This window comes from Christiangramia gaetbulicola, from assembly GCF_003054225.1.
Classification (GTDB): Bacteria; Bacteroidota; Bacteroidia; order Flavobacteriales; family Flavobacteriaceae; genus Christiangramia; species Christiangramia gaetbulicola.
Genome location: NZ_QBKQ01000001.1, coordinates 772,950 through 793,543 on the forward strand (window position 1 = coordinate 772,950; position 20,594 = coordinate 793,543).

Annotated in this window: 21 protein-coding genes; 4 read left to right on the forward strand and 17 right to left on the reverse strand. The window is 39.9% G+C overall.

Annotation, left to right across the window (positions count from 1 at the left end; genetic code table 11):
- Nucleotides 1-48 precede the first annotated feature (48 nt).
- The 5 genes from C8P64_RS03515 to C8P64_RS03535 form a co-directional block, all read right to left on the reverse strand.
- Nucleotides 49-1,197, reverse strand: coding sequence for a beta-ketoacyl synthase N-terminal-like domain-containing protein (locus C8P64_RS03515; protein WP_108170657.1), 1,149 nt, complete (start codon nucleotides 1,195-1,197; stop codon nucleotides 49-51).
- 57 nt (nucleotides 1,198-1,254) lie between these two features.
- On the reverse strand, nucleotides 1,255-1,854 hold the full coding sequence (locus tag C8P64_RS03520; protein ID WP_108170658.1) for an SET domain-containing protein: 600 nt from the start codon (nucleotides 1,852-1,854) through the stop codon (nucleotides 1,255-1,257).
- 76 nt (nucleotides 1,855-1,930) lie between these two features.
- Nucleotides 1,931-3,220 carry an adenosylmethionine--8-amino-7-oxononanoate transaminase gene (gene bioA, locus C8P64_RS03525; RefSeq protein ID WP_108170659.1) on the reverse strand — a complete coding sequence of 430 codons (1,290 nt, stop codon included), beginning with the start codon at nucleotides 3,218-3,220 and terminating at the stop codon, nucleotides 1,931-1,933.
- Nucleotides 3,208-3,831, reverse strand: coding sequence for a dethiobiotin synthase (gene bioD, locus C8P64_RS03530; protein WP_108170660.1), 624 nt, complete (start codon nucleotides 3,829-3,831; stop codon nucleotides 3,208-3,210). The genes bioA and bioD overlap by 13 nt, the downstream gene beginning before the upstream one ends.
- The gene (locus C8P64_RS03535) at nucleotides 3,831-4,988 is read right to left on the reverse strand and encodes an aminotransferase class I/II-fold pyridoxal phosphate-dependent enzyme (RefSeq protein WP_108170661.1); all 1,158 of its coding nucleotides are present in this window, start codon (nucleotides 4,986-4,988) and stop codon (nucleotides 3,831-3,833) included. The genes bioD and C8P64_RS03535 overlap by 1 nt, the downstream gene beginning before the upstream one ends.
- 32 nt (nucleotides 4,989-5,020) lie before the next feature.
- On the opposite strand from C8P64_RS03535, the gene C8P64_RS03540 reads away from it, so the two are divergent.
- The gene (locus C8P64_RS03540; RefSeq protein ID WP_108170662.1) at nucleotides 5,021-5,464 is read left to right on the forward strand and encodes an MgtC/SapB family protein; all 444 of its coding nucleotides are present in this window, start codon (nucleotides 5,021-5,023) and stop codon (nucleotides 5,462-5,464) included.
- A 3-nt stretch (nucleotides 5,465-5,467) separates the two neighbouring features.
- On the opposite strand, the gene mnhG is transcribed toward C8P64_RS03540, so the two are convergent.
- Genes mnhG through C8P64_RS03575 form a run of 7 tightly spaced genes read right to left on the reverse strand, consistent with a single transcriptional unit; the run spans nucleotide 5,468 to nucleotide 11,261 of the window.
- Nucleotides 5,468-5,872 (reverse strand): monovalent cation/H(+) antiporter subunit G, encoded by a 405-nt coding sequence (gene mnhG, locus C8P64_RS03545; protein ID WP_108170663.1) that lies wholly within the window; start codon nucleotides 5,870-5,872, stop codon nucleotides 5,468-5,470.
- Complete coding sequence (locus tag C8P64_RS03550) at nucleotides 5,869-6,141, reverse strand: cation:proton antiporter (RefSeq protein ID WP_108170664.1); 273 nt, start codon at nucleotides 6,139-6,141, stop codon at nucleotides 5,869-5,871. The genes mnhG and C8P64_RS03550 overlap by 4 nt, the downstream gene beginning before the upstream one ends.
- Nucleotides 6,138-6,614, reverse strand: coding sequence for a Na+/H+ antiporter subunit E (locus tag C8P64_RS03555; protein WP_108171266.1), 477 nt, complete (start codon nucleotides 6,612-6,614; stop codon nucleotides 6,138-6,140). The genes C8P64_RS03550 and C8P64_RS03555 overlap by 4 nt, the downstream gene beginning before the upstream one ends.
- A 6-nt stretch (nucleotides 6,615-6,620) precedes the next feature.
- A complete protein-coding gene (locus C8P64_RS03560) occupies nucleotides 6,621-8,135 on the reverse strand; it encodes a proton-conducting transporter transmembrane domain-containing protein (protein ID WP_108170665.1) in 1,515 nt (504 codons plus the stop codon).
- The gene (locus C8P64_RS03565; RefSeq protein ID WP_108170666.1) at nucleotides 8,132-8,485 is read right to left on the reverse strand and encodes a Na+/H+ antiporter subunit C; all 354 of its coding nucleotides are present in this window, start codon (nucleotides 8,483-8,485) and stop codon (nucleotides 8,132-8,134) included. Before C8P64_RS03565 ends, C8P64_RS03560 begins: the two co-directional genes overlap by 4 nt.
- A 1-nt stretch (nucleotide 8,486) precedes the next feature.
- Nucleotides 8,487-8,903 carry a Na+/H+ antiporter subunit B gene (locus C8P64_RS03570; RefSeq protein WP_108170667.1) on the reverse strand — a complete coding sequence of 139 codons (417 nt, stop codon included), beginning with the start codon at nucleotides 8,901-8,903 and terminating at the stop codon, nucleotides 8,487-8,489.
- A 3-nt stretch (nucleotides 8,904-8,906) separates the two neighbouring features.
- Nucleotides 8,907-11,261, reverse strand: a complete 2,355-nt coding sequence (locus C8P64_RS03575) for a putative monovalent cation/H+ antiporter subunit A (RefSeq protein WP_108170668.1) — start codon at nucleotides 11,259-11,261, stop codon at nucleotides 8,907-8,909.
- Between the two features lie 256 nt (nucleotides 11,262-11,517).
- Here C8P64_RS03575 and C8P64_RS03580 point away from each other — a divergent pair, with 256 nt between their 5' ends.
- The 3 genes from C8P64_RS03580 to C8P64_RS03590 all read left to right on the forward strand — a co-directional run bounded on the left by C8P64_RS03580 (nucleotide 11,518) and on the right by C8P64_RS03590 (nucleotide 14,065).
- The gene (locus C8P64_RS03580; RefSeq protein ID WP_108170669.1) at nucleotides 11,518-12,027 is read left to right on the forward strand and encodes a DUF2975 domain-containing protein; all 510 of its coding nucleotides are present in this window, start codon (nucleotides 11,518-11,520) and stop codon (nucleotides 12,025-12,027) included.
- Nucleotides 12,028-12,029: 2 nt separating this feature from the next.
- Nucleotides 12,030-12,233 (forward strand): helix-turn-helix domain-containing protein, encoded by a 204-nt coding sequence (locus tag C8P64_RS03585; protein ID WP_108170670.1) that lies wholly within the window; start codon nucleotides 12,030-12,032, stop codon nucleotides 12,231-12,233.
- A gap of 62 nt (nucleotides 12,234-12,295) precedes the next feature.
- Complete coding sequence (locus tag C8P64_RS03590) at nucleotides 12,296-14,065, forward strand: M61 family metallopeptidase (protein ID WP_108170671.1); 1,770 nt, start codon at nucleotides 12,296-12,298, stop codon at nucleotides 14,063-14,065.
- Between the two features lie 57 nt (nucleotides 14,066-14,122).
- Here the strand turns inward: C8P64_RS03590 and C8P64_RS03595 are convergent, their stop codons facing one another.
- The 5 genes from C8P64_RS03595 to C8P64_RS03615 all read right to left on the reverse strand — a co-directional run bounded on the left by C8P64_RS03595 (nucleotide 14,123) and on the right by C8P64_RS03615 (nucleotide 20,526).
- On the reverse strand, nucleotides 14,123-14,419 hold the full coding sequence (locus tag C8P64_RS03595) for a F0F1 ATP synthase subunit delta/epsilon (RefSeq protein WP_108170672.1): 297 nt from the start codon (nucleotides 14,417-14,419) through the stop codon (nucleotides 14,123-14,125).
- Nucleotides 14,420-14,493: 74 nt separating this feature from the next.
- Nucleotides 14,494-16,005, reverse strand: a complete 1,512-nt coding sequence (gene atpD / locus C8P64_RS03600) for a F0F1 ATP synthase subunit beta (protein ID WP_108170673.1) — start codon at nucleotides 16,003-16,005, stop codon at nucleotides 14,494-14,496.
- A gap of 252 nt (nucleotides 16,006-16,257) precedes the next feature.
- Nucleotides 16,258-18,105 (reverse strand): glutamine--fructose-6-phosphate transaminase (isomerizing), encoded by a 1,848-nt coding sequence (glmS, locus tag C8P64_RS03605; RefSeq protein WP_108170674.1) that lies wholly within the window; start codon nucleotides 18,103-18,105, stop codon nucleotides 16,258-16,260.
- 8 nt (nucleotides 18,106-18,113) lie between these two features.
- Nucleotides 18,114-19,697 carry a BamH family beta-barrel-assembly machinery protein gene (gene bamH / locus C8P64_RS03610; protein WP_108170675.1) on the reverse strand — a complete coding sequence of 528 codons (1,584 nt, stop codon included), beginning with the start codon at nucleotides 19,695-19,697 and terminating at the stop codon, nucleotides 18,114-18,116.
- Nucleotides 19,698-19,710: 13 nt separating this feature from the next.
- Nucleotides 19,711-20,526: a glycogen/starch synthase gene (locus C8P64_RS03615; protein ID WP_108170676.1), complete on the reverse strand. Its 816-nt coding sequence runs from the start codon at nucleotides 20,524-20,526 to the stop codon at nucleotides 19,711-19,713.
- Nucleotides 20,527-20,594: the final 68 nt, after the last annotated feature.

A 20,594-nucleotide genomic window follows, 5' to 3' on the forward strand; every position in this document is an offset into this window, starting at 1 on the left:
ATTCAGGAATGCTAACCCAAGATTTATAAACGGGGAAGCTAACAATTTTTATTTTCTTCCTACGAGAATGGAAACTGCATTTCCTCCAAAGCCTACAGAATTAACCAGGATATTCTCAAGTTTGCCTGGTTGCTGATCAAATTCGGAAAAAGGAACCGGCAGAAACTGCTGCTTTTCAAGCATCATAACAGCCATTTGCAGGCTTAATATTCCTGAAGCCGCAAAACTATGTCCTGTTTTCCATTTATTGCTGGTCATCGCTGGTAATTTCTGCGTAAAGATCTTCTTTACTGCATTTACCTCGGCCAGATCACCGCCAATTGTTCCCGGAGCATGCATCACTACCGCGTCTATTTCTTTTTCACCTATAGACTGCATGGCCATTTTCATGGATCTTTGCAGACATTTTCCATTTTTCGATAGTGAAGCCCCATGCTTCAACTTTTCGTTGGCATAGCCTATTCCTTTTATCACCGCGACAGAATCATCTGAAATTTCATTCTCCAGACCTACGATACCGGCTGCTTCGCTCAAGATCATCGTATTTCTGGATTTATCCATATCCAGAGACCTGCAGGGATAATCAAGGTCTTCTGAAGCATAGATCTTCATCGCCCTCATCTGCGAAAGTGTAAACCCAGTAAGCGGAGCTTCACTACCACCTGCGAGAAAACTATCAGCCAAACCGCTTTGCAACCAGGCGACCGCATTCAAAACCGAATGCATACCGGTGGAACAGGTAACACTATGAGAAAATTCTGGTCCCTCCAGTTGCAGGTCCTGGGCTACCCAGGAAGAAATATTCCCAAGGGTAGTTGAGGGTGAAGTATAGGTAGAAGATTTTCCGGTATTTATATATTCTGAATGGTATTTTTCAAAGAGGCCCGTTGCTCCCCTGCTACTGCCAATATTTATCCCGGCATTAGACCTTGAAAACCCAGAAGTTGCGATCCTCGAAGCCAGGATAGCATATAACACTGAATTATCGAGATATCTATATTTGGAATTCTGCTCCCTTAAGGCTTGAACTTCGGTTCTTATTTCTTCCGGAAGGAAACCGGCAAAGGCAGAATGACCATCAAAATCTGACTTCGTAAAGAAATGTTCTTCAGATATATAATTTTTCCATATTTCATCTGGCGTCATCCCAAGTGGGGATATACTACCAATAGATCTTATAGAAACGGGATTTTTCAAAAGCTGAATTTTTCAGCAAAAATAAGGCTCAATTAGGTTCTGGCTAAATTTCGTAACCTAAATTCTGCTTTTTTCAGGCTCAAAATAGAGGTTTTTAGTGGAAAGCATTTTCCGGTCACCGCTGGCTACCTTTTCTATTTCCGTTTTTACCTCTTCAGAAAGAAGTTCGAATAACGGCTGATCTAATTTTTCAATTTCAGGAAATAACGGCTCCAGTTTTCTATCCCATTCTTTATAAAGCTTGAGAGTATCATCTGGCTCAACACTTTTTCTTTCGGTTCCCTCGTCTTCTGGAGTAAAGGTTTCTGAAAGATTCAAATATCCATAATCATCTGTAAGCTCCTCATCGATCTGGATATCCCTTACCGCCACTTCAAAATTATAAGCAGTGGAAAGACAATTCGATCTGAAACTATGATTGACATATTTGGCAACATCCCAGCACAAAATATGCTCACCTTTTTGATTCCGGAAACTGTATTTCTCCAGCAGCTCCCTGGTTAGTGGCTTGAAAGTGTCGGGGTCATCTGGACCAAAGACCACATCGAGTTCATCCTGGACCCAGGTAATCGTACCTTTAGGGATCATTCTGGTAGCAACAACTCCAAATCCCTTTTTATCACTGATCCATTTTAACCTTGTATCCGGATGTATCATAATTTTCAGATTAACCTATCTAAATTAGACAAAAATCGAATCCGAAAACTAAAAATTTTAACTGATAACGTTATTTTTAAAACACTGAAAGTGAATCTTCTATAACACTATAAACCTTTTTCAACTCATTTTCTGAGATCACATAAGGCGGAACTATATAAATGGTATTACCCAGCGGCCTAAGAAATACACCTCTATCCATAAAGAATTTGAATAACCTGTTCCTAAGACTACCGTAACGATCGGTTTGAATATCCAGCTCAAAAGCCATGATCACGCCTTTAGACCTGGCATTTTTGACCTTTGGATGTTGCGACAATTTATTGACGAAATCTAGATTCGCCTGGGAGATACGCTGAATGTTCTCCTGCATCTCTTCGGAAACCAGCAATTCTACAGCTGCAAGCGCGGCTGCACAGGCCAGCGGATTTGCCGTATAGGTATGCCCATGAAATAGGCCCTTAGCGATTTCGTCTGAATAAAAGGCGTTGTAAATTTTCATGGAGCAGGAAGTAAGCCCCATAGGCAGCAATCCGGCAGTAAGCGCCTTCGACATACAAACCACATCTGGTTTTTCTTCCATATAATCTGAAGCGAAGTATCTACCAGTTTTTCCAAAGCCGGTCATTACTTCATCTGCCACAAGCACCACATCATTTCCCCTGCAAATCTTCAGGACTTCATTCAGACCTTCAGCGTCATGAAATTTCATTGCCGCAGCTCCCTGAATTAAGGGCTCATAGATAAATCCGGCAATATTTTTATCAGCAAGAATAGATCTCAACTGCTCTATGACTTCCGCATTATTTTTACCCGTGGGCACCGGTATTCTCTCTACCCTGATAAAATGATCTTCGAATGCGCCATTATAGACCGAAAGTCCTGAAACCGACATGGCTCCAAAGGTATCCCCGTGAAAACCTTCCTCGAATGCAAGCATCACCTTGCGATCATTGCCAAGATTATGGTGATACTGCAGCGCCATTTTAATCCCGATCTCGGTTGCCGTGGAACCATTGTCATTGAAAAATAATTTCTGCTGTCCCTTAGGGAGTATTTTTACCAGGGCTTCAGATAATTTGATCGCAGGTTCATGGGTGAATCCGCTAAAAACCACCTGATCCAGATTCTGCATTTGGGCAGCAACCTTATCGGTGATATATTTATTGCAATGACCATAAACGGCGGTGTACCATGAAGAAATTGCGTCTATGTATTCCTTCCCCTGATCATCTGTTAGTATGCAGCCTTTAGCCTTGGTAACCGGCAACATTTCTGGAGAGGTCTTATGCTGGGTAAGGGGGTGCCAGAGATGTTTCTGGTCCCTTTCAGCTAAACTTTCGGTTTTCAATTCTAGATCTCGCATAATTCCTTTCTGAATTTTTCGGCATATTCTTTTATCACCATATCATCAAAATAGGGCTCCTCATCTATCCTGCCTATTATCTTCACCTTTCCTAGTTTCCTGATCGCCTCCTCGGTAGTAGGATGTTCATCACCACTAAAGATCACGCCGATCTTTTCGATACCTCTGCTTTTAAGCGCTTCAATACTTAGCAAGGTATGATTAATGCTGCCCAGGTAGTGCCTGGAAACCAGCACGACCATATCTTCCTTGGCAATTAGCTCCATTATAGTTTCCTTGTCATTTAAGGGGACCAGCAATCCGCCGGCACCTTCAATCACAAGGTCATTCTCGGTCCTGGGCCTTTTCATTTTCTTCACCTCTATCTTCACCTCATCAATTTCTGCTGCCGCATGCGGACTCATGGGAGTTTTAAGAGCATAGGCATTTTTATGGTAATAGGTCTTATCGCTGCTTACCAGTTTCTGGATCTTATGCGTATCTGAGTGATCAAGATCACCAGCCTGCACAGGTTTCCAGTAATCTGCCTCCATGGCCTGGGTCACAATTGCAGCAACCACTGTTTTCCCAACTTCAGTTCCTATTCCCGTAATGAAAAATGTATTCGGCATTATTTAGTATTTTCCACAAAATTACCCAAGACTTTTAAGACCTGCGAAATTTCATGTGATGAATTATAAGTATGTATACAAAATCTTAAACGTTCGCTTCCGGCAGGTACAGTGGGCGAAAGGATGGGTTTTACATTGAAACCCGTTTTTTGAAGCTCGGCCGCAGCATTCTTTACCTTCGTATTTCCCGATATAACACAAGCCTGTATCGCAGAATCACTCGCAATAAATATATCCTGAAGATCATTTTTGAGGATCTCCGCTTTAAAATACTGAATATTCCCGCGTAACTTTTTTAAATGAGTTTCATCGCCTTCCAAATACCTGTAAGCAGAACGAATGCTGGCAACAGAATGTGGCGAAAGCGCCGTGGTATAAATAAAGCTCCGGCTGAAATTGATAAGATAATCCTTCAATTTTCGGCTTCCTAAAATAGCCGCACCGTGACAACCCATAGCTTTCCCAAAAGTTTGTATCCTGGCGAAGATCTTTCCTTCCAATTTCAGGTCCTGCACCAAACCTTTACCATGATCCCCCAGCACACCCGTGGCATGAGCTTCATCAATTATCGTAAGCGCATTATATCTTTCGGCAATCTCCATAAGCTGAACGAGATCTGGTGAATCCCCGTCCATTGAAAAAACAGATTCGGTCACGATATATATTTCAGAATCTGAAGAATCATCTCTAAAACGCTTTAATTTCTCCTCCAGATCTTCCAGATTATTATGCTGAAATTTGTAATCACGGGCCAGGCTCATTTTGAGACCATCTCTGATTGAGGCATGAGCATATTCATCGAAGAGTATGATGTCATTCTTTTGAGGTACTGCTGAAAAAAATCCAATATTGGCATCGTAGCCAGAATTGAAGATCAAGGCAGACTGCGCATTATGGAAACTGGCAAGTTGATTCTCGGTCTCCTTAAAGACAGGATGATTTCCTGATAATAACCTGGATCCTGTAGATCCATTTGCAATTTCATAATGCTTCAAAATCCTTCCGGTACTCTCTGCAATTTCTTCAGACCTGGAAAAACCGAGATAGTCATTAGAAAAAAAATCTACGCCAGCCGGGAATGATAATAAAATCCTAAAAGAATCTTCTTCTTTCCTCCTCTCAAGCCTTTTTTCTAATTTAGAAGGTAATTGTTTCATGTTACAAAAGTAAACATTCACTCAAACAAAATATGGACTGGACGTTATTTGCACTAAGAGTTAGCCTTGCGACGATCGCTGGATTGATCATTGGACTTGAAAGAGAGATCCAGGGAAAAGAAGCAGGCCTTAAAACCAATGCCCTGGTATCCCTGGGAGCGTCCATATTTATATTGATGTCGCTGGAATTCGAAGGAGACAAATATGTTGATATCACGCGTGTCCTGGGACAGGTAGTAGTTGGAATTGGATTTATTGGAGCAGGTACAATATTAGAAAAGAAGCGAAAGGTAAAGGGACTTACGACTGCAGCAACCATTTGGTGTAGTGCGGGAACAGGTTGCCTCGCAGGTTTTGGAATGTATCATGAACTGGGAATTGTTTGCGGAATCATCTTGATCATTAACCTGGTCTTCGGTTACATAGAACATAAAATGAAAAAGAAAGCAAAAGATGGTGAAGAAGAATCGAATTAAGATCTACTTATCCTCCATTTTCGTGTGATCTACATTGTCTTCTGGAGTATCATCCACAACACTCTTTAAAATATGAGTATTCTTTTGATACTTTCCTCTCAACTCATCCATAACCGATTTATCCCAAAGTTTCACCCCAATAAAATAAGACGCTCTCCCTATAAGGTGCGCACTTACGGGCGCGGTTAGAAATAGAAACAGAATGATCACAAATGCCTGTGAAGTAACATCTGCATTGCTAAAATAAACCGTGGTAGACATAAGCACCAAGCCAACCCCAAGTGTGGCAGCCTTGGTAGTTACAGAGATCCTTAAGTAGGTATCTGGCATTCTTACCAGCCCGATGGCGGCAAAAAGCACGAATAGCGCTCCAAAAGTTGCTAATATTCCTATTATTATATCTATCATTTTCTTCTCCTTTTTTCAAGGTAATATGATAACGCTACTGTACTTAAAAATGCAATAAGTGCAAGAATAAGCGCTGTATCCATCAAGGTGGACTGGTTATAAATCACACTATATACTGCAATAACCCCGATCCCTGTAGTGATAAGAAGATCCAAGGCCACGATCTTATCTGCGATACTTGGACCTTTGATGAATCTCCAAAGGATAAGCACTGCAGATACAACCAGTACCGGTAAAATGATATAGTGTAAATATTCAAATAACGTCATGATAATACCTCCAAAATTCTACGTTCAAATCCGTCTTTTATCCCTCTAATAAACTTCTCCTTATCGGTGATATACATCGCATGCACAAACAGAACCTTTTTGTCATTAGATACATCCAGACTTAAAGTTCCGGGAGTAAGGGAGATCATATTCGCCAGCACGGTGATACCAATATCAGATTTCACATCCAACGGCACCATGATGATCCCTGGCGTCATATTAAGCTTTGGTGTGATCACTTCATAAGCAACCTCTATATTCGCTTTTATAAGCTCATAAAGGAAAAACACGAGTAGCAATAGAACCTTTGGAACTATAAGGAAATATTTGCTTCGGTTACGTCCTATCGTGATCAACCATAGAATATGAAAATTCAGAAAGAATCCGAACAGATAATTCTCAAATGAAAAATCTCCTGTCAGGGCAACCCAGACAAAGGTCAGTAAAATGTTCGACAGAAATTTATTCTTCATCATCCCTTAATTCTTCGATTTTAATACCGCGTCTATATATCCCTGGCTATTCACCAGCTCATCTGCGATTCTAGCCGATAGCTCCTGGATATGTTCTGCACCGAATCCAATATACAAAGATACAATACTCAAAAGAGCAACCGGCACCACGAATTGCATCCTTTTCGCGCTGGTCATTTTTGAGAAATATCCAAAATTACTCCTTAACGGCAGCTCCTTGTCTTCTTTCCAGAAAACTTCAGCCCACATTTTAGCAATAATTACCAGGGTAATAAAACTTGCGAAAATTATAGCACCTACGGTAATATAAGATTCATTTGTAAAACCTGCCTTTATAAGGTTGATCTTAGGCCAGAAACCAGATAAAGGTGGAATTCCTACCAGTGAAAACAGCGGAATAAATAAAAGTAAGCTAATTTTAGGCCATTTGGCATAGATACCGCCCAGGTCACGCATACTGTTGGTTCCCTTAATGCGATACACCACCCCGCTTATCATGAACAGATTGGTTTTTACAATGATATCATGGATAAGGTAAAATATAGCTCCGGCGATTGCCATTTCGGTAAACATTCCCAAACCGGCTATCATATATCCAATATGACAGATAATAAGATAAGAAAATACCTTTCTCATATTATTCTGTACCAAAGCACCTATTCCTCCACTTATAAGTGTTAGAATAGCTATGATCATGATAATATTATTCAGGAAAGGATCGTCTACGAAAATGAGGGTAAAGACACGTATCAGGGCATATACCCCAACCTTGGTCAATAATCCTCCAAATATCGCTGATACCGCAAACGGAGGCGTATGATAAGATGCCGGTAGCCAGAAATAAAGCGGAAATACCCCGGCCTTGATCCCGAAACCAATCAGGAATAATAAGGCTGTTATCTGTACCAGTCCCCTGTTCTCCACTTCGGCGATCTGCCCGGCAAGATCTGCCATGTTAAGACTTCCAGTGATTCCGTATAAAACTGCGATCGCAGTAAGAAATATCATGGAAGCGAGAATATTCAGCGTAAAATACTTTACCGCTCCCTCTAACTGGGCCTTCTCTCCACCAATGGTGATAAGTACGAAAGAACTTATAATAATGATCTCGAACCAGACGTATAAGTTGAAAATATCCCCGGTTAGGAATGCACCATTTAATCCTAGTAACAAAAAGTGAAATATCGGGAAATAGCCGAACCTCAATCTATCTTTTAGAACCGAAGCACCTGAAAAAATGGATACTGCCAGTCCCGAAATAGCTGTAAGCAATACCAGGGTCACCGAAAGCATATCTGCCACAAAAGTGATCCCGAACGGCGCTTCCCAGTTCCCGGCCTGTATGGTTTGAGTCCCGTTGTTCCAGATATAGGAAAACAGAATGATCGCCAGTCCTAAACTAACTATACTTCCAAAGACGCTAAATACCTTCTGAAATTTTATTCTTGCCCAGCCGAACATCAGAATGATACTGATGGCCATCTGGAGGAATAAAGGATATAAAATTAATTGTTCGTTCATGAATCTTCGTCGGTTGCGTTCATTTCATCCAGATCATCGGTTCTCACCACGGTATGTGCTCTTTTAACCAGCACGATGGCGAAAGACTGAAGTCCAAAACTAATAACGATTGCTGTAAGTATAAGGGCCTGTGGTACAGGATCTGCAAAGGCTTCTACAAAGACCTTGGCGTCACTGCCAATGATTGGCGGCGCCCCTTTGGTAATTCTTCCCAACAAGAAAATAAGCAGGTTTGCTCCATTCCCCAGCAGGATAATTCCCAGGATGAGTTTTACCATACTTCTACGAAGCATCATGTAGATACCCGTTCCGTATAATATTCCCACCATTAATGCTAAAAGGATCTCCATATTAGGCCGATTCTGAAATTGTAAAAATTATGGTTAAGGTCACTCCTGTCACAACAAGATAAACTCCTATATCAAAAAATAATGCTGAACCTACGCTCCCCAGAATTGCCACCGGGTCATGTGACCACAAACCAGTCATAAAGGGCAGATCGAACAGTACTACCGGAGCCAGACCACTCATAAATGAGATGGCCAGACCTATTGGGAGTAAAAAGCCCGGGTGCATGATCAACAACTCCTTGGTTTTATTTAAGCCGTTCGCAAAGGAATGCAGGATAAATGCGATTGAAGCAATTAATCCTCCTACGAATCCTCCTCCAGGCAGATAATGCCCGCGAAGCAAAATAAAAATAGAAAACACCAACAATACCGGTAACAGGTAGTTCGAAGCTGTTTTTAAAATTATAGTAGTTCGCATGATCTATTTTTTCTTATTCTCGTTTTCGACATTCAGGCTTGTATCTGCATATCTTCTTCTATCCTTCATTTTCAGTCTTAGTTTCATCAAACCGAAAACTCCGACAGCCGCTATCGAAAGTACCGATATTTCTATTAAAGTATCAGCTCCCCTGAAATCCACCAGGATCACATTTACCACGTTCTTACCATGAGCCTCTATATAGGAATTCGCGGCATAAAAATTACCAACCTCTTTGCTTACCGGCTCTGCCAGTACCTGCAAGGCCAGGGTAGTAATAATAAGTCCGAAAATGGTGGATAATATCCCATCTCTTACACGCGTCTTATAATCTGAAAGTTTTAAATATTTCGGCAACTTATAAAGCACCAGTACAAATAAAATTACCGTAAGTGTATCTATCGAAAATTGCGTCATGGCAAGGTCTGGTGCACTATAGAAAACAAATATCAAACATATAGAAAGTCCTACCACACCCATTGCTGCTACCGCGGCAAGCCTGGAATCTGTAAAAACGGTATAAAAGATACCGGCAATAAGGATCATCGTGGTAGTGATCTCATAAACCGTGATCTTAGACAGGGAGTTATAATCTATAGTAAAATTCGTATTCCCGATCATAATATATCCTACAAGCACTACAAGGAAAAGGATAATTATAGAAATGTAATTTCGAAGGTATCCATTCTGAAAAAAGTTGGTCCAGAAATTAGAAAATCCAACAAACAGAGCATTGAATTTTTCTAAAAGATTCTCGGGAGCAATAAAGTCCAGTCTCGCGATTCCTTTTTCAAGCTTTTCTGAAGGCTTGATAATGAAATATAAGGCAGTCCCCACACCAATGGTGATAAGACTTAGGATGAAGATCAGGTTGAATCCATGCCACAGGGCAAGATGCATTTCTGAAGCATCTGCACCCAGGGCTTCAACCACCGGTTTTATCAAAGAAGATTCAATAATAAATGGAGCAACCCCGAAAACTATTCCTAAGGTCGCCAGTAATAATGGTGGTCCCCATAATATAAATCCTGGAGCTTTGGTATTGGCATGTTCCTCGGGCAATTTCCCGGTAAATGGTTTTATTCCGGCAACAAAACCAGCGTACAGAAGGAATATTTTGGTAAGAACTATAGCGATCATCAGGAAAATAACCATTGATTCTGAATGATAAGAAGCTTCATAAGTCAGTTCTTTTCCCACGAAACCAATGGTCGGCGGAATACCCGCACTGGAAATAGCTGCTAAAATACCAGCAATACCAACCGGTAACATGATCTTATTAAGACCAGACAACCTGGTAACATCTCTGGTATGTGTTTGATGATCTATAATTCCCGTAACCAGGAAAAGTGTTGCTTTATATAGGGCGTGAACAATAATAAATACCGCTGCTGCCAGGAAAGCTTCCTGAGTTCCCAGCCCTATCAAAAATACCAGTATCCCTAAAGCAGAGATGGTGGAATAAGCCAGAATACCCTTAAGGTCAGTTCTAAAAATGGTATGTACCGCAGAATATAGCATGGTAATACCACCAACAATGACAAGGGTGGTATTCCATATATTTTCACCTCCAAGAACCGGGGTAAATCGCATTAATAAATAGATCCCGGCCTTTACCATAGTGGCAGAATGCAGGTAGGTAGATACAGGTGTTGGAGCTTTCATCGCACCTGGCAACCAGAAATGGAATGGGAACTGAGCAGATTTTGTAAATGCCGCGCCAAAAAGAAACAGAACAGCAAGAAAATAAAACTCATTAGATTTTATGGCCTCACTCATGGTAAGCATTTCTGAAATACTATAAGTGCCGGTCATGTTATTCAACAACAAGGCACCTGCCAGAAGGAACAATCCACCTATCCCGGTGATCCCTAAAGCGGTTAGTGCCGATTTCCTCGAAGCCGGATTGGTATTATTAAAACCAATTAAAAAGAAAGAAGTTATACTCGTAAGTTCCCAGAACACGAACAGGGTGATCATATTATCTGAAAGTACCAGACCCAGCATAGCTCCCATAAAGGAAGCCAGGTAGCCATAGAACCTGTCCATATATTCATGCCCCTTTAAATAAGAGGAGGTATAAGCAAAAACAAGGAAACCAATTCCCGTGATCATTAATGAAAAAAGCAGGGAAAGTCCATCTAGCTTAAATCCCAGATCCACATTAAAAGAGGGAATCCATTCATAAGACTTCATGATCACATTCCCATCTGCGATCGCAGGAATGAACTGGAAAAAGTAAACAAATAATCCCAGAGGTATTAAAGACGCGAGGATTGAAAGCTTACCTTTAAAAAATCTCCCCGTAAAAACGAGGAAAATAGAGAATAGAAAACCTGTAAGAATTGCGGTAAGCATACTTATTAAAATCTGTTTCCCGCAAATATAATAGTTATTATTGAAGAAATAGTTTCTAGCAAACAGTTAATCCCTCAAACCTTTAGCTATTAAATGTTATCCAAACATTTAATAATCTCGCACTCAATTCATCTTTTAAAATCTTAATTCGGTAGAAATATTATAAAACTCATAAAGATTAAATTATCGTTTTTCAATAATTAATTTATATTTGTTATCGAAAAACAATAATTTATCGTCATTTTTAAATTATAATATGATTACATCTTTCAAACTATTAAAAGGCATTCTAAGCTTAGCTCTATTTTTTTCTATCTGCCTATGGCTGATTTTCCTATTTATCTTAGGCGGAATAATTTTAGGCTATGGGGGCACTTTCGGATTAGAAAATATCTTAGAAGATTTTGAACTGAATTCAAAAACCACAAGAATCGTACTCACCACCTATCTCCTGGGTGGATACGCTGTAATTATTTACGTCGTCTACATCCTGAGAAAACTAGTGGTAAGCTTAAATACAGGCAGGTTATTCACCAAGTTTCAAAGTGCCGGATTTAATCTTATAGGCCAAATAATAATATGGCTAGTCGTTATAAGCTCCATTTCTGATTTTATTCTCAAATTAATCTTAAACTCAAGATTCGAAGTAAAAGCGAGCTTTCCAGATTTCTGGTTATTTCTAGCGGTAGGTTCATTCTTTATCGCTCTCGGACAGGTATTCGAAAAAGCAAGATTAATCAGGGAAGAAAACGAACTAACAGTTTAAGAATGCCTATAATAATCAATCTCGATAAGATTCTTGAAGAGAAGGATATGAAAAGCAATGAACTGGCAGAGATCATTGGCATCACCACGGCCAATCTTTCTATTTTAAAAACCGGAAAAGCTAAAGCGGTTCGTTTTTCTACCCTGGAATCAATTTGCGAAGCATTGAACTGCCAACCGGGAGATATCCTGGAATATCAACCTTAGATACTTCTTCTCAGCTTCAGTCCCATAAAATTTTTACTTTAGAGCAATCTCAAATTTTGATCATGAATAAAATCCTTTTAACCCTACTATTTTTAAGTTTCCTGGGAAATGCCCAAACTAACACCTATAATATTTCATTTGAAAATGCCGTGCATCACGAGGCAAAGGTGAATATTAGTTTTCCGGAAGTAAAATCCAATACTATTACCATTAGAATGAGCCGAACGTCTCCGGGAAGATATGCCCTGCACGAATTCATCAAAAACATTTATGGCTTTAAAGCTACCAATAGCAAGGGCGAGATGATAGACGCCAAGCGAGTAGATCCATATTCCTGGGAAGTCAGTGACCATGACGGGACAGTGAATATCGAATACATTCTTTTCGCCAATCGTGGAGATGGTACCTATTCACAAATTGATGAAACGCACGCCCATTTAAATATGCCAGCGACTTTTATGTATGCTGAAGAATTTGAACATCGACCCGTAAAGGTCAATTTTGATGTTCGGGAAGATCTTAAATGGAAAGTTACCACGCAATTAAAAGAAGAATCTGCAACCACCTATTCTGCTCCAGATCTTTATTATTTTATGGATAGCCCTACCGAGATAAGTGATTTCCAAATGAAATCTTTCGATATGAATGGCCAGGAAATACGATTTGCATTACACCACCAGGGAACCCCAGAAGAATTCGAAAAATATTTTGAAGATGTAAAAAGGATCGTAGAACAGGAGAAAGCCGTTTTTAGCGAATTACCAGATTTTGATTACGGAAAATACACTTTTTTAGCCTGCTATATGCCAAATGTTTTGGGAGACGGAATGGAGCACAGAAACAGCACCATCTTAACCGATCAGGAAAGCCTTTCTGACGGCGGAATGAAAGGAAATATTGGAACCGTAGCCCACGAATTCTTTCATGCCTGGAATGTGGAAAGGATCCGTCCTGATGAGCTCGAACCTTTTGATTTTACCGAAGCAAATATGACGGGCTCCCTTTGGTTCGCTGAAGGTTTCACCAGTTATTACACAGGATTGTTCTTATGCAGAGCTAAAGTAAACACACCTCAGGAATACATAGAAGGCCTTTCCGGCACTTTTAACTATGTATGGAACTCTGCAGCGCTGGAATATTTTAATCCTATCGAGATGAGCTACCAGGCCCCATTTGTAGATGCAGCGACCTCGGTTGATCCAACAAACTTCGAAAATACCTTTGTTTCCTACTATTCTTACGGAAGCATTTTAGGCCTGGCCCTGGATCTTTCTTTGAGACAGGAAGATCTTAACCTGGATGATTTCATGAAATTGATGTGGAAAAAATATGGTAAAACCGAAGTAGCCTATGAAATTGGAGATATCGAGGAGACTCTAAAGCAATATGCTGGCGAGGAATTCGCCAAAGACTTTTTCAGCAAGCACATTTACCAGAGTGAAAAGCCAGATTATGAGAATCTATTTAGAAGTGTAGGTGTATCAATAAAAAGAGAAGCAGATAAATCATATTTTGGTGCAGATCTAAAGAAAACTGATGATGGCTTGGAGATCTATAGAAATACTTTTAAAGGAAGCCCGGCCTATGAAGCTGGTTTAGATTCAGGAGATATAATTATTTCACTGAACGGTACCGCTGTAACAACGCCTGAAGAGTTCAGAAAACAAATCGCAAGCGCAGATGGCTCTGTCAAGGTCAATTATGTAAGATTTGGAGAGGAAAGAACATCTGAAGTAAAGCTAAAACCAGATCCTACCTATTCGATCAAGATCGACCCTAATGCTTCAAAAGAAGCGGTTAAGAAAAGGGAAAAGTGGTTATCCCCAAAATAAGAACAATAAAAAGGCCTTTCGATCGAAAGGCCTTTTTTAATAATATGTTTTTGAAAGTTAATCAGCTAAAACGATCGCCTTATTATCTTTCATTTCAAGAACTCCTCCTGTGATAGTGTAGTACAAAACATCAGGTTCTGAAGCTTCAGTTCTAAACCCTGTAAGATCCTTTCTTTTCACTTCATTTTGACTTCCTGAAGAAAGATTGATCTTAACCTCTCCTTCAGTAAGGGTAGAAACGATAGGAGCGTGATTGTTCAGCATTTGAAATTCACCATCATGTCCCGGTACTTTTACCGCGTCAACCTGCGCTCTAAATACTACAGCTTCTGGAGTTACTATCTCTAAGTACATTATTTTCTTAGTATTAAGTAGTGAGTAATGAGTAGTTAGTACCTCAATACTAACTACTCAATTCTATATACTATTTATGATTCAGCAAGCATTTTCTCTCCGGCCTCGATCGCTTCTTCAATAGTACCTTTAAGGTTGAAGGCAGCTTCTGGCAGGTGATCTAATTCACCGTCCATGATCATGTTGAAACCTTTGATGGTATCCTTAATATCTACAAGCACTCCTTTAAGACCAGTAAACTGCTCTGCTACGTGGAATGGCTGAGAAAGGAAACGCTGAACACGTCTTGCACGTGATACGGCAAGTTTATCTTCTTCTGAAAGTTCTTCAAGACCAAGAATTGCAATAATATCCTGAAGTTCTTTATATCTCTGTAATAACTCTTTTACACGTTGTGCACAAGCATAGTGATCGTTACCTAGTGTCTCTGGAGTTAGAATTCTTGAACTTGATTCTAATGGATCCACCGCAGGGTAAATACCTAGCTCGGCAATCTTACGTGAAAGTACGGTTGTTGCATCAAGGTGAGCGAAAGTTGTCGCCGGTGCTGGGTCTGTCAAGTCATCTGCAGGTACATAAACCGCCTGTACAGATGTAATAGATCCATTCTTGGTAGAAGTAATACGTTCCTGCATCGCACCCATCTCTGTTGCAAGTGTAGGCTGGTAACCTACCGCAGAAGGCATACGCCCAAGAAGTGCAGATACCTCAGAACCTGCCTGAGTAAAACGGAAAATGTTATCTACGAAGAAAAGAACGTCTTTCCCCTGACCTTCTCCAGCTCCATCACGGAAGAATTCCGCAATTGTAAGTCCAGAAAGAGCCACACGAGCACGTGCTCCAGGTGGTTCGTTCATCTGTCCGAATACGAAGGTAGCCTTAGACTCCTTCATAACTTCCTTATCTACTTTCTTAAGATCCCATCCTCCATTTTCCATAGAGTGCATGAAATCATCACCATATTTTATAATTCCAGATTCCAACATCTCTCTAAGAAGGTCATTCCCTTCACGAGTACGTTCACCAACTCCTGCAAATACAGAAAGTCCACCGTGACCTTTCGCGATGTTGTTAATCAATTCCTGGATAAGTACTGTCTTACCAACTCCTGCACCTCCAAAAAGACCAATCTTACCACCTTTAGAATAAGGCTCTACAAGATCGATTACTTTAATTCCTGTGAAAAGAACTTCGGTAGACACAGATAAGTCTTCAAATTTAGGAGCTTCACGGTGAATTGGAAGTCCGTCTTTACCAACTTTTGGCAAGTTCCCTAAACCATCGATCGCATCTCCAATTACGTTGAAAAGACGTCCGTAAACATCTTTACCAACTGGCATTTGAATAGGATTTCCGGTATTTACAACTTCAACACCACGGCTAAGACCGTCAGTTGAGTCCATGGAAACAGTTCTTACGGTTTGTTCACCAATGTGAGACTGCACCTCAAGAACTAAAATAGAACCATCCTTTCTGGTAATTTCCAAAGAATCGTAGATCTTTGGCAGTTCAGCATTTTCTGAGTCGAACACAACGTCGACTACAGGGCCAATAATCTGGGCAACTTTACCTGTGACTTTAGACATTTATCTAATTCTTTAATTTTTAATAGTAAAATTCAAAACCTATTTCCCTGATTTAAAAAACCATAATTAAGAAATGGGTCATTTTCAGGCTGCAAAGATAAATTTTTCTGGCAAAAATCATATTGAAAATTTGAGAAGTTTTCAATTGAAGTCAAAACAGCTAAAAACCTGATTTAAAAGCATCAATTAGCCGGAAATAAAAAACCCTTCTGAAGATTTCCAGAAGGGTTTTTATAAATATTTAGGTCAATTTTATTCTACGGTAACAGATTTCGCCAGGTTTCTTGGCTGATCTACGTTTTTACCTAACATCACTGCAATGTGATAAGAAAGTAATTGCAGCGGAATAGTGGTCAATAACGGAGTTAAAGACTCTATAGTTTCCGGAACTTCGATCACGTGATCTGCAAGTTCTCTAACCTCTTCATCACCTTCGGTAACGATCGCAATGATCTTCCCTTTTCTGGATTTAATCTCCTGTATATTACTCACCACCTTTTCATAATGACCTTTTTTAGTAGCGATTACCACTACCGGCATAAGCTCATCTATCAAGGCAATAGGCCCGTGCTTCATCTCTGCCGCAGGATATCCTTCAGCATGGATATAAGAAATTTCCTTAAGTTTTAATGCACCTTCAAGGGCAACCGGGAAATTATATCCACGTCCTAGATACAGACAGTTTGGAGCATCTTTATATTTGAAAGCTACTTCCTGGATCAATTTATCAGACTCAAGGGCCTTTTTGATTTTCTCCGGAATTCTCTCAAGTTCCTGTAAGTGGAACTGAAAGTCTGTATGAGAAATAGTCCCTTTGAACTTACCTAGCTTAAGCGCCATTAAAGTAAGAACCGTTATCTGGGTTGTAAATGCCTTGGTTGAAGCCACTCCAATCTCTGGTCCGGCATGCGTATATGCTCCGGCATGAGTCTCCCTTGAAATAGAAGAACCTACCACGTTACAAACTCCAAAAGCGAATGCGCCTTTTTCTTTGGCAAGCTTTATCGCTGCCATGGTATCTGCTGTTTCTCCACTTTGCGAGATAGCAATTACCACATCATTTTCAGAGATCACAGGATTTCTATACCTGAATTCTGAAGCATATTCAACCTCTACAGGAATCCTGGCAATATCTTCAAAGATATACTCAGCCACAAGACCAGCATGCCATGAAGTACCGCAGGCAACGATGATGATACGTTTTGCGTTGGCAATACGCTCCATATTATCGTCTATCCCGGCCATTCTGATCAAGCCCTGGTCAACCAACATTCTACCTCTGTACGTGTCGCTTATCGCGTTTGGTTGTTCATGAATTTCTTTCAGCATAAAGTGATCGTAACCACCTTTTTCGATCTGCTCAAGATTCATTTGTAATTCCTGCACATAAGGATCTACCAGTGAATCATCATGGATCTTTCTGATCTTCACTTCCTTATGTCTTCTTATAACTGCCATCTCTCCATCTTCCAGGTAAATGGCATTATTAGTAAATTCGATAAATGGAGAAGCATCTGAAGCAACGAAGAATTCATCTTCACCTACTCCAATAGCTAAAGGAGAACCCAATCTCGCCACCACTATCTCATCTGGTTTCTTTTTATTGAATACAGCAATAGCATAAGCTCCTACTGTTTGGTTAAGAGCGATCTGCACAGCCTTACCAAGCTTTACATCTTCTTTTAGAATTACATCTTCAATAAGATTTACCAATACCTCGGTATCCGTATCACTTTTAAAAGTGTATCCTCTTTTCTTCAACTCCTTTTTAAGAGCATCGTAATTCTCAATAATTCCATTATGGATAATTACAAGGTCTCCAGAATTAGAATAATGAGGATGCGAATTCACATCATTTGGCTCCCCGTGAGTCGCCCATCTTGTATGGCCAATCCCAACAGTTCCATCGGTAGAGATCTCACTTTCCAGACGAGCTTTCAAGTCTGCGACCTTACCTTTGGTCTTACTCATTTTTAATTCTTTCCCGTCATAAAGTGCAATTCCCGCACTATCATAACCCCTGTATTCTAATCTTTGTAGTCCTTTAAGAACAATAGGATAGGCCTCTCTGTGTCCTATATACCCAACAATTCCACACATATTCTCTATTAATTATAGTTGGTATAGTAAATTTTTAATTTAAGACGTTTATCATCGTCATTAGACTGGTTACCATGCAGGATGGTTCCAGTAGGTGTAAGCGAGTTTACAGATGGTATCCTGTCTATTAAGTCTGTCATACCTCTGGTAGCAGACATTAAAGGCCCAAGAATACGTCCCTGAGAATCTCTCCCCACAACAGCATTAATATTTGGTACAATTACTAAACCTAATTTCACATTGTCCCTTTCATCATTAATAATGCCACTTACATGATTGGTAACTCTAAGCTTATAGAATTTACCGGTTTCATCTTCTGCCACCACTTCAGAGAAATTGGTTAGCGAAGTTTCAGGACTCGCTGGATTAAAACTAAGATCTATAGCATAATCGCCTATAATATCATTATTCGTAAGATCATATAGATAGAGACGTCTCGGTTCTCCACCCTCACCCATCAAAGCATCATTGACATAAAAAACCAGATCTGCCTCATTTACAAGCAATTCTTCATTTCTAATATCATCCAGTACCGCCTGCTCGGGAAAAAGCTCGATGACGGCCATACTTCCCTCCTGGGCATTTAAATATAGATTTTCAGCTCCTGTTTCAGCACTCTGAGTACTTATCGCCTGAGTTATATCTGCTGGAAACTCTCCTTCGAAAGTATTAAAGCGGTTCCCGCTTAAGAAAAGCAAGAAGCTATCTCTTATTCTCTCAGGATCTTCTCCTTCAGGAACATTCTCTGAGTCTCTGGTATAGTAAATACTAATTCTAGGAGGTTTACTCTGTGTTGAGAAATCCAGCATTACCTGACTTCCACCAGAACCATTCGGCTCTGCTTTAATAAAGAAGTTTCTTAGGTAATTTCTGAAATTACTGTTATTCAACAGGTCTGTCGATCCTTCCTTATCGATGATCTTTTCCTGAAAATAGTTCAAAGGAAGTTTAACTCTTAAAGCCGGGGTATTTACGAGAGTATCATTTTCACCAACCGGATCTACCTCATAAGTCGTAAACGAAGCATTAGATGGTTTAAAATTCTCTTCTACAAAAATTGGCTCACCAACTATATTCTGCTCTAGAAGATTCTGCTGATCTGAATAATAGGCCTGGCGTTGTTCAAAATCAAGCTCAGGATCAAGATCATTCAGAAAATAAGAAGTTTCATAAATAGAAAGCTTGAAAGTTTCTGAACCGTAAAGGGAATCAAGTTCATAAAGAACCTCATCTTCGGTAGAACCATCAATTTCTGAAGAGAAATATGGAATGGTCATCACCACGCTATCCAGCTCAACATTATCACCAAAATCTGGATTCTCTGTAGACATGGATAACTGGGAAACCAGACTGGCTGTACTCTCACCGTAAACCGGGTGATTGTATACCCCTAAAATATGATTCGTTAAATTATTGGTTTGTATAGAATTGACCTTTTGAGAATAGGCATTCACTTCAACCTCTCTGATCTCTACATTAGACGGATTTGTAATAATCTCTCCTCCAATGGTAGAAAACTCATCATCGCATCCTACAAAAGCGAAAACAACAGCCAGGATGGCCGTCGTTTGGAACAATCTGTTTAATTTCATTTAATACTTTTACTTACTTTTCAGACAATACTTTCGTGTCGTAAAATTCCTGATAGGCGTGTGAAAAGTTTTCCTTTTCAGTGTATGGAAGAACCGGCTTATTCAGTTTATCAACATAAGTTTTCAATTCCTCGGGAACATTATCACCTCCCATTACCACAGCATCAGAATTGTCTACGGCAGTCTTTAATAGATTTACGAAATTTGGAGTTTTCAAGTGCTTTACATTTGCATTCTCCAGGCCGTCGAACAATATTTTCTCACGTAACTCCTCATCTAACGTTCCATCAAAACTTTGATTGTAAACAGAGGTAACAATTTTTGAATCCCTGAACAATGGCTCATTCCCGTAATAATTTCTCAGGTAAAGAGGAAGAAGGGAAGATAACCAGCCATGTACATGAATGATATCTGGAGACCAGTTAAGCTTTTTAACCGTTTCTATAACTCCTTTAGCGAAGAAAATAGCTCTTTCATCATTATCAGAAAAGAGATTACCATCTTCATCTGTTAAAGTTGCCTTTCTTTTAAAATAATCTTCATTATCAATAAAATAGACCTGCATTCTTTCTTTTGGGATCGAAGCCACTTTAATGATCAAGGGCATATCCAGATCATTAATTACCAGGTTCATCCCAGAAAGCCTGATTACTTCATGTAATTGGTGCCTTCTTTCATTGATATTCCCGAATCTTGGCATAAATATCCTAATCTGCCCACCCAGGTTGTTCACCATTTTAGCGGCTTCAAAAGAGGTTGATGAGATATCGGTTTCAGGTAAGTAGGGTATAACTTCAGACGAGACGTATAACACTCTCTTATCTTTCATAAATTCTTTGCTTTAGTTACGTTTCCGAATAAAAAACACGCAAAATTACAAAAATTTATGCAGATTGC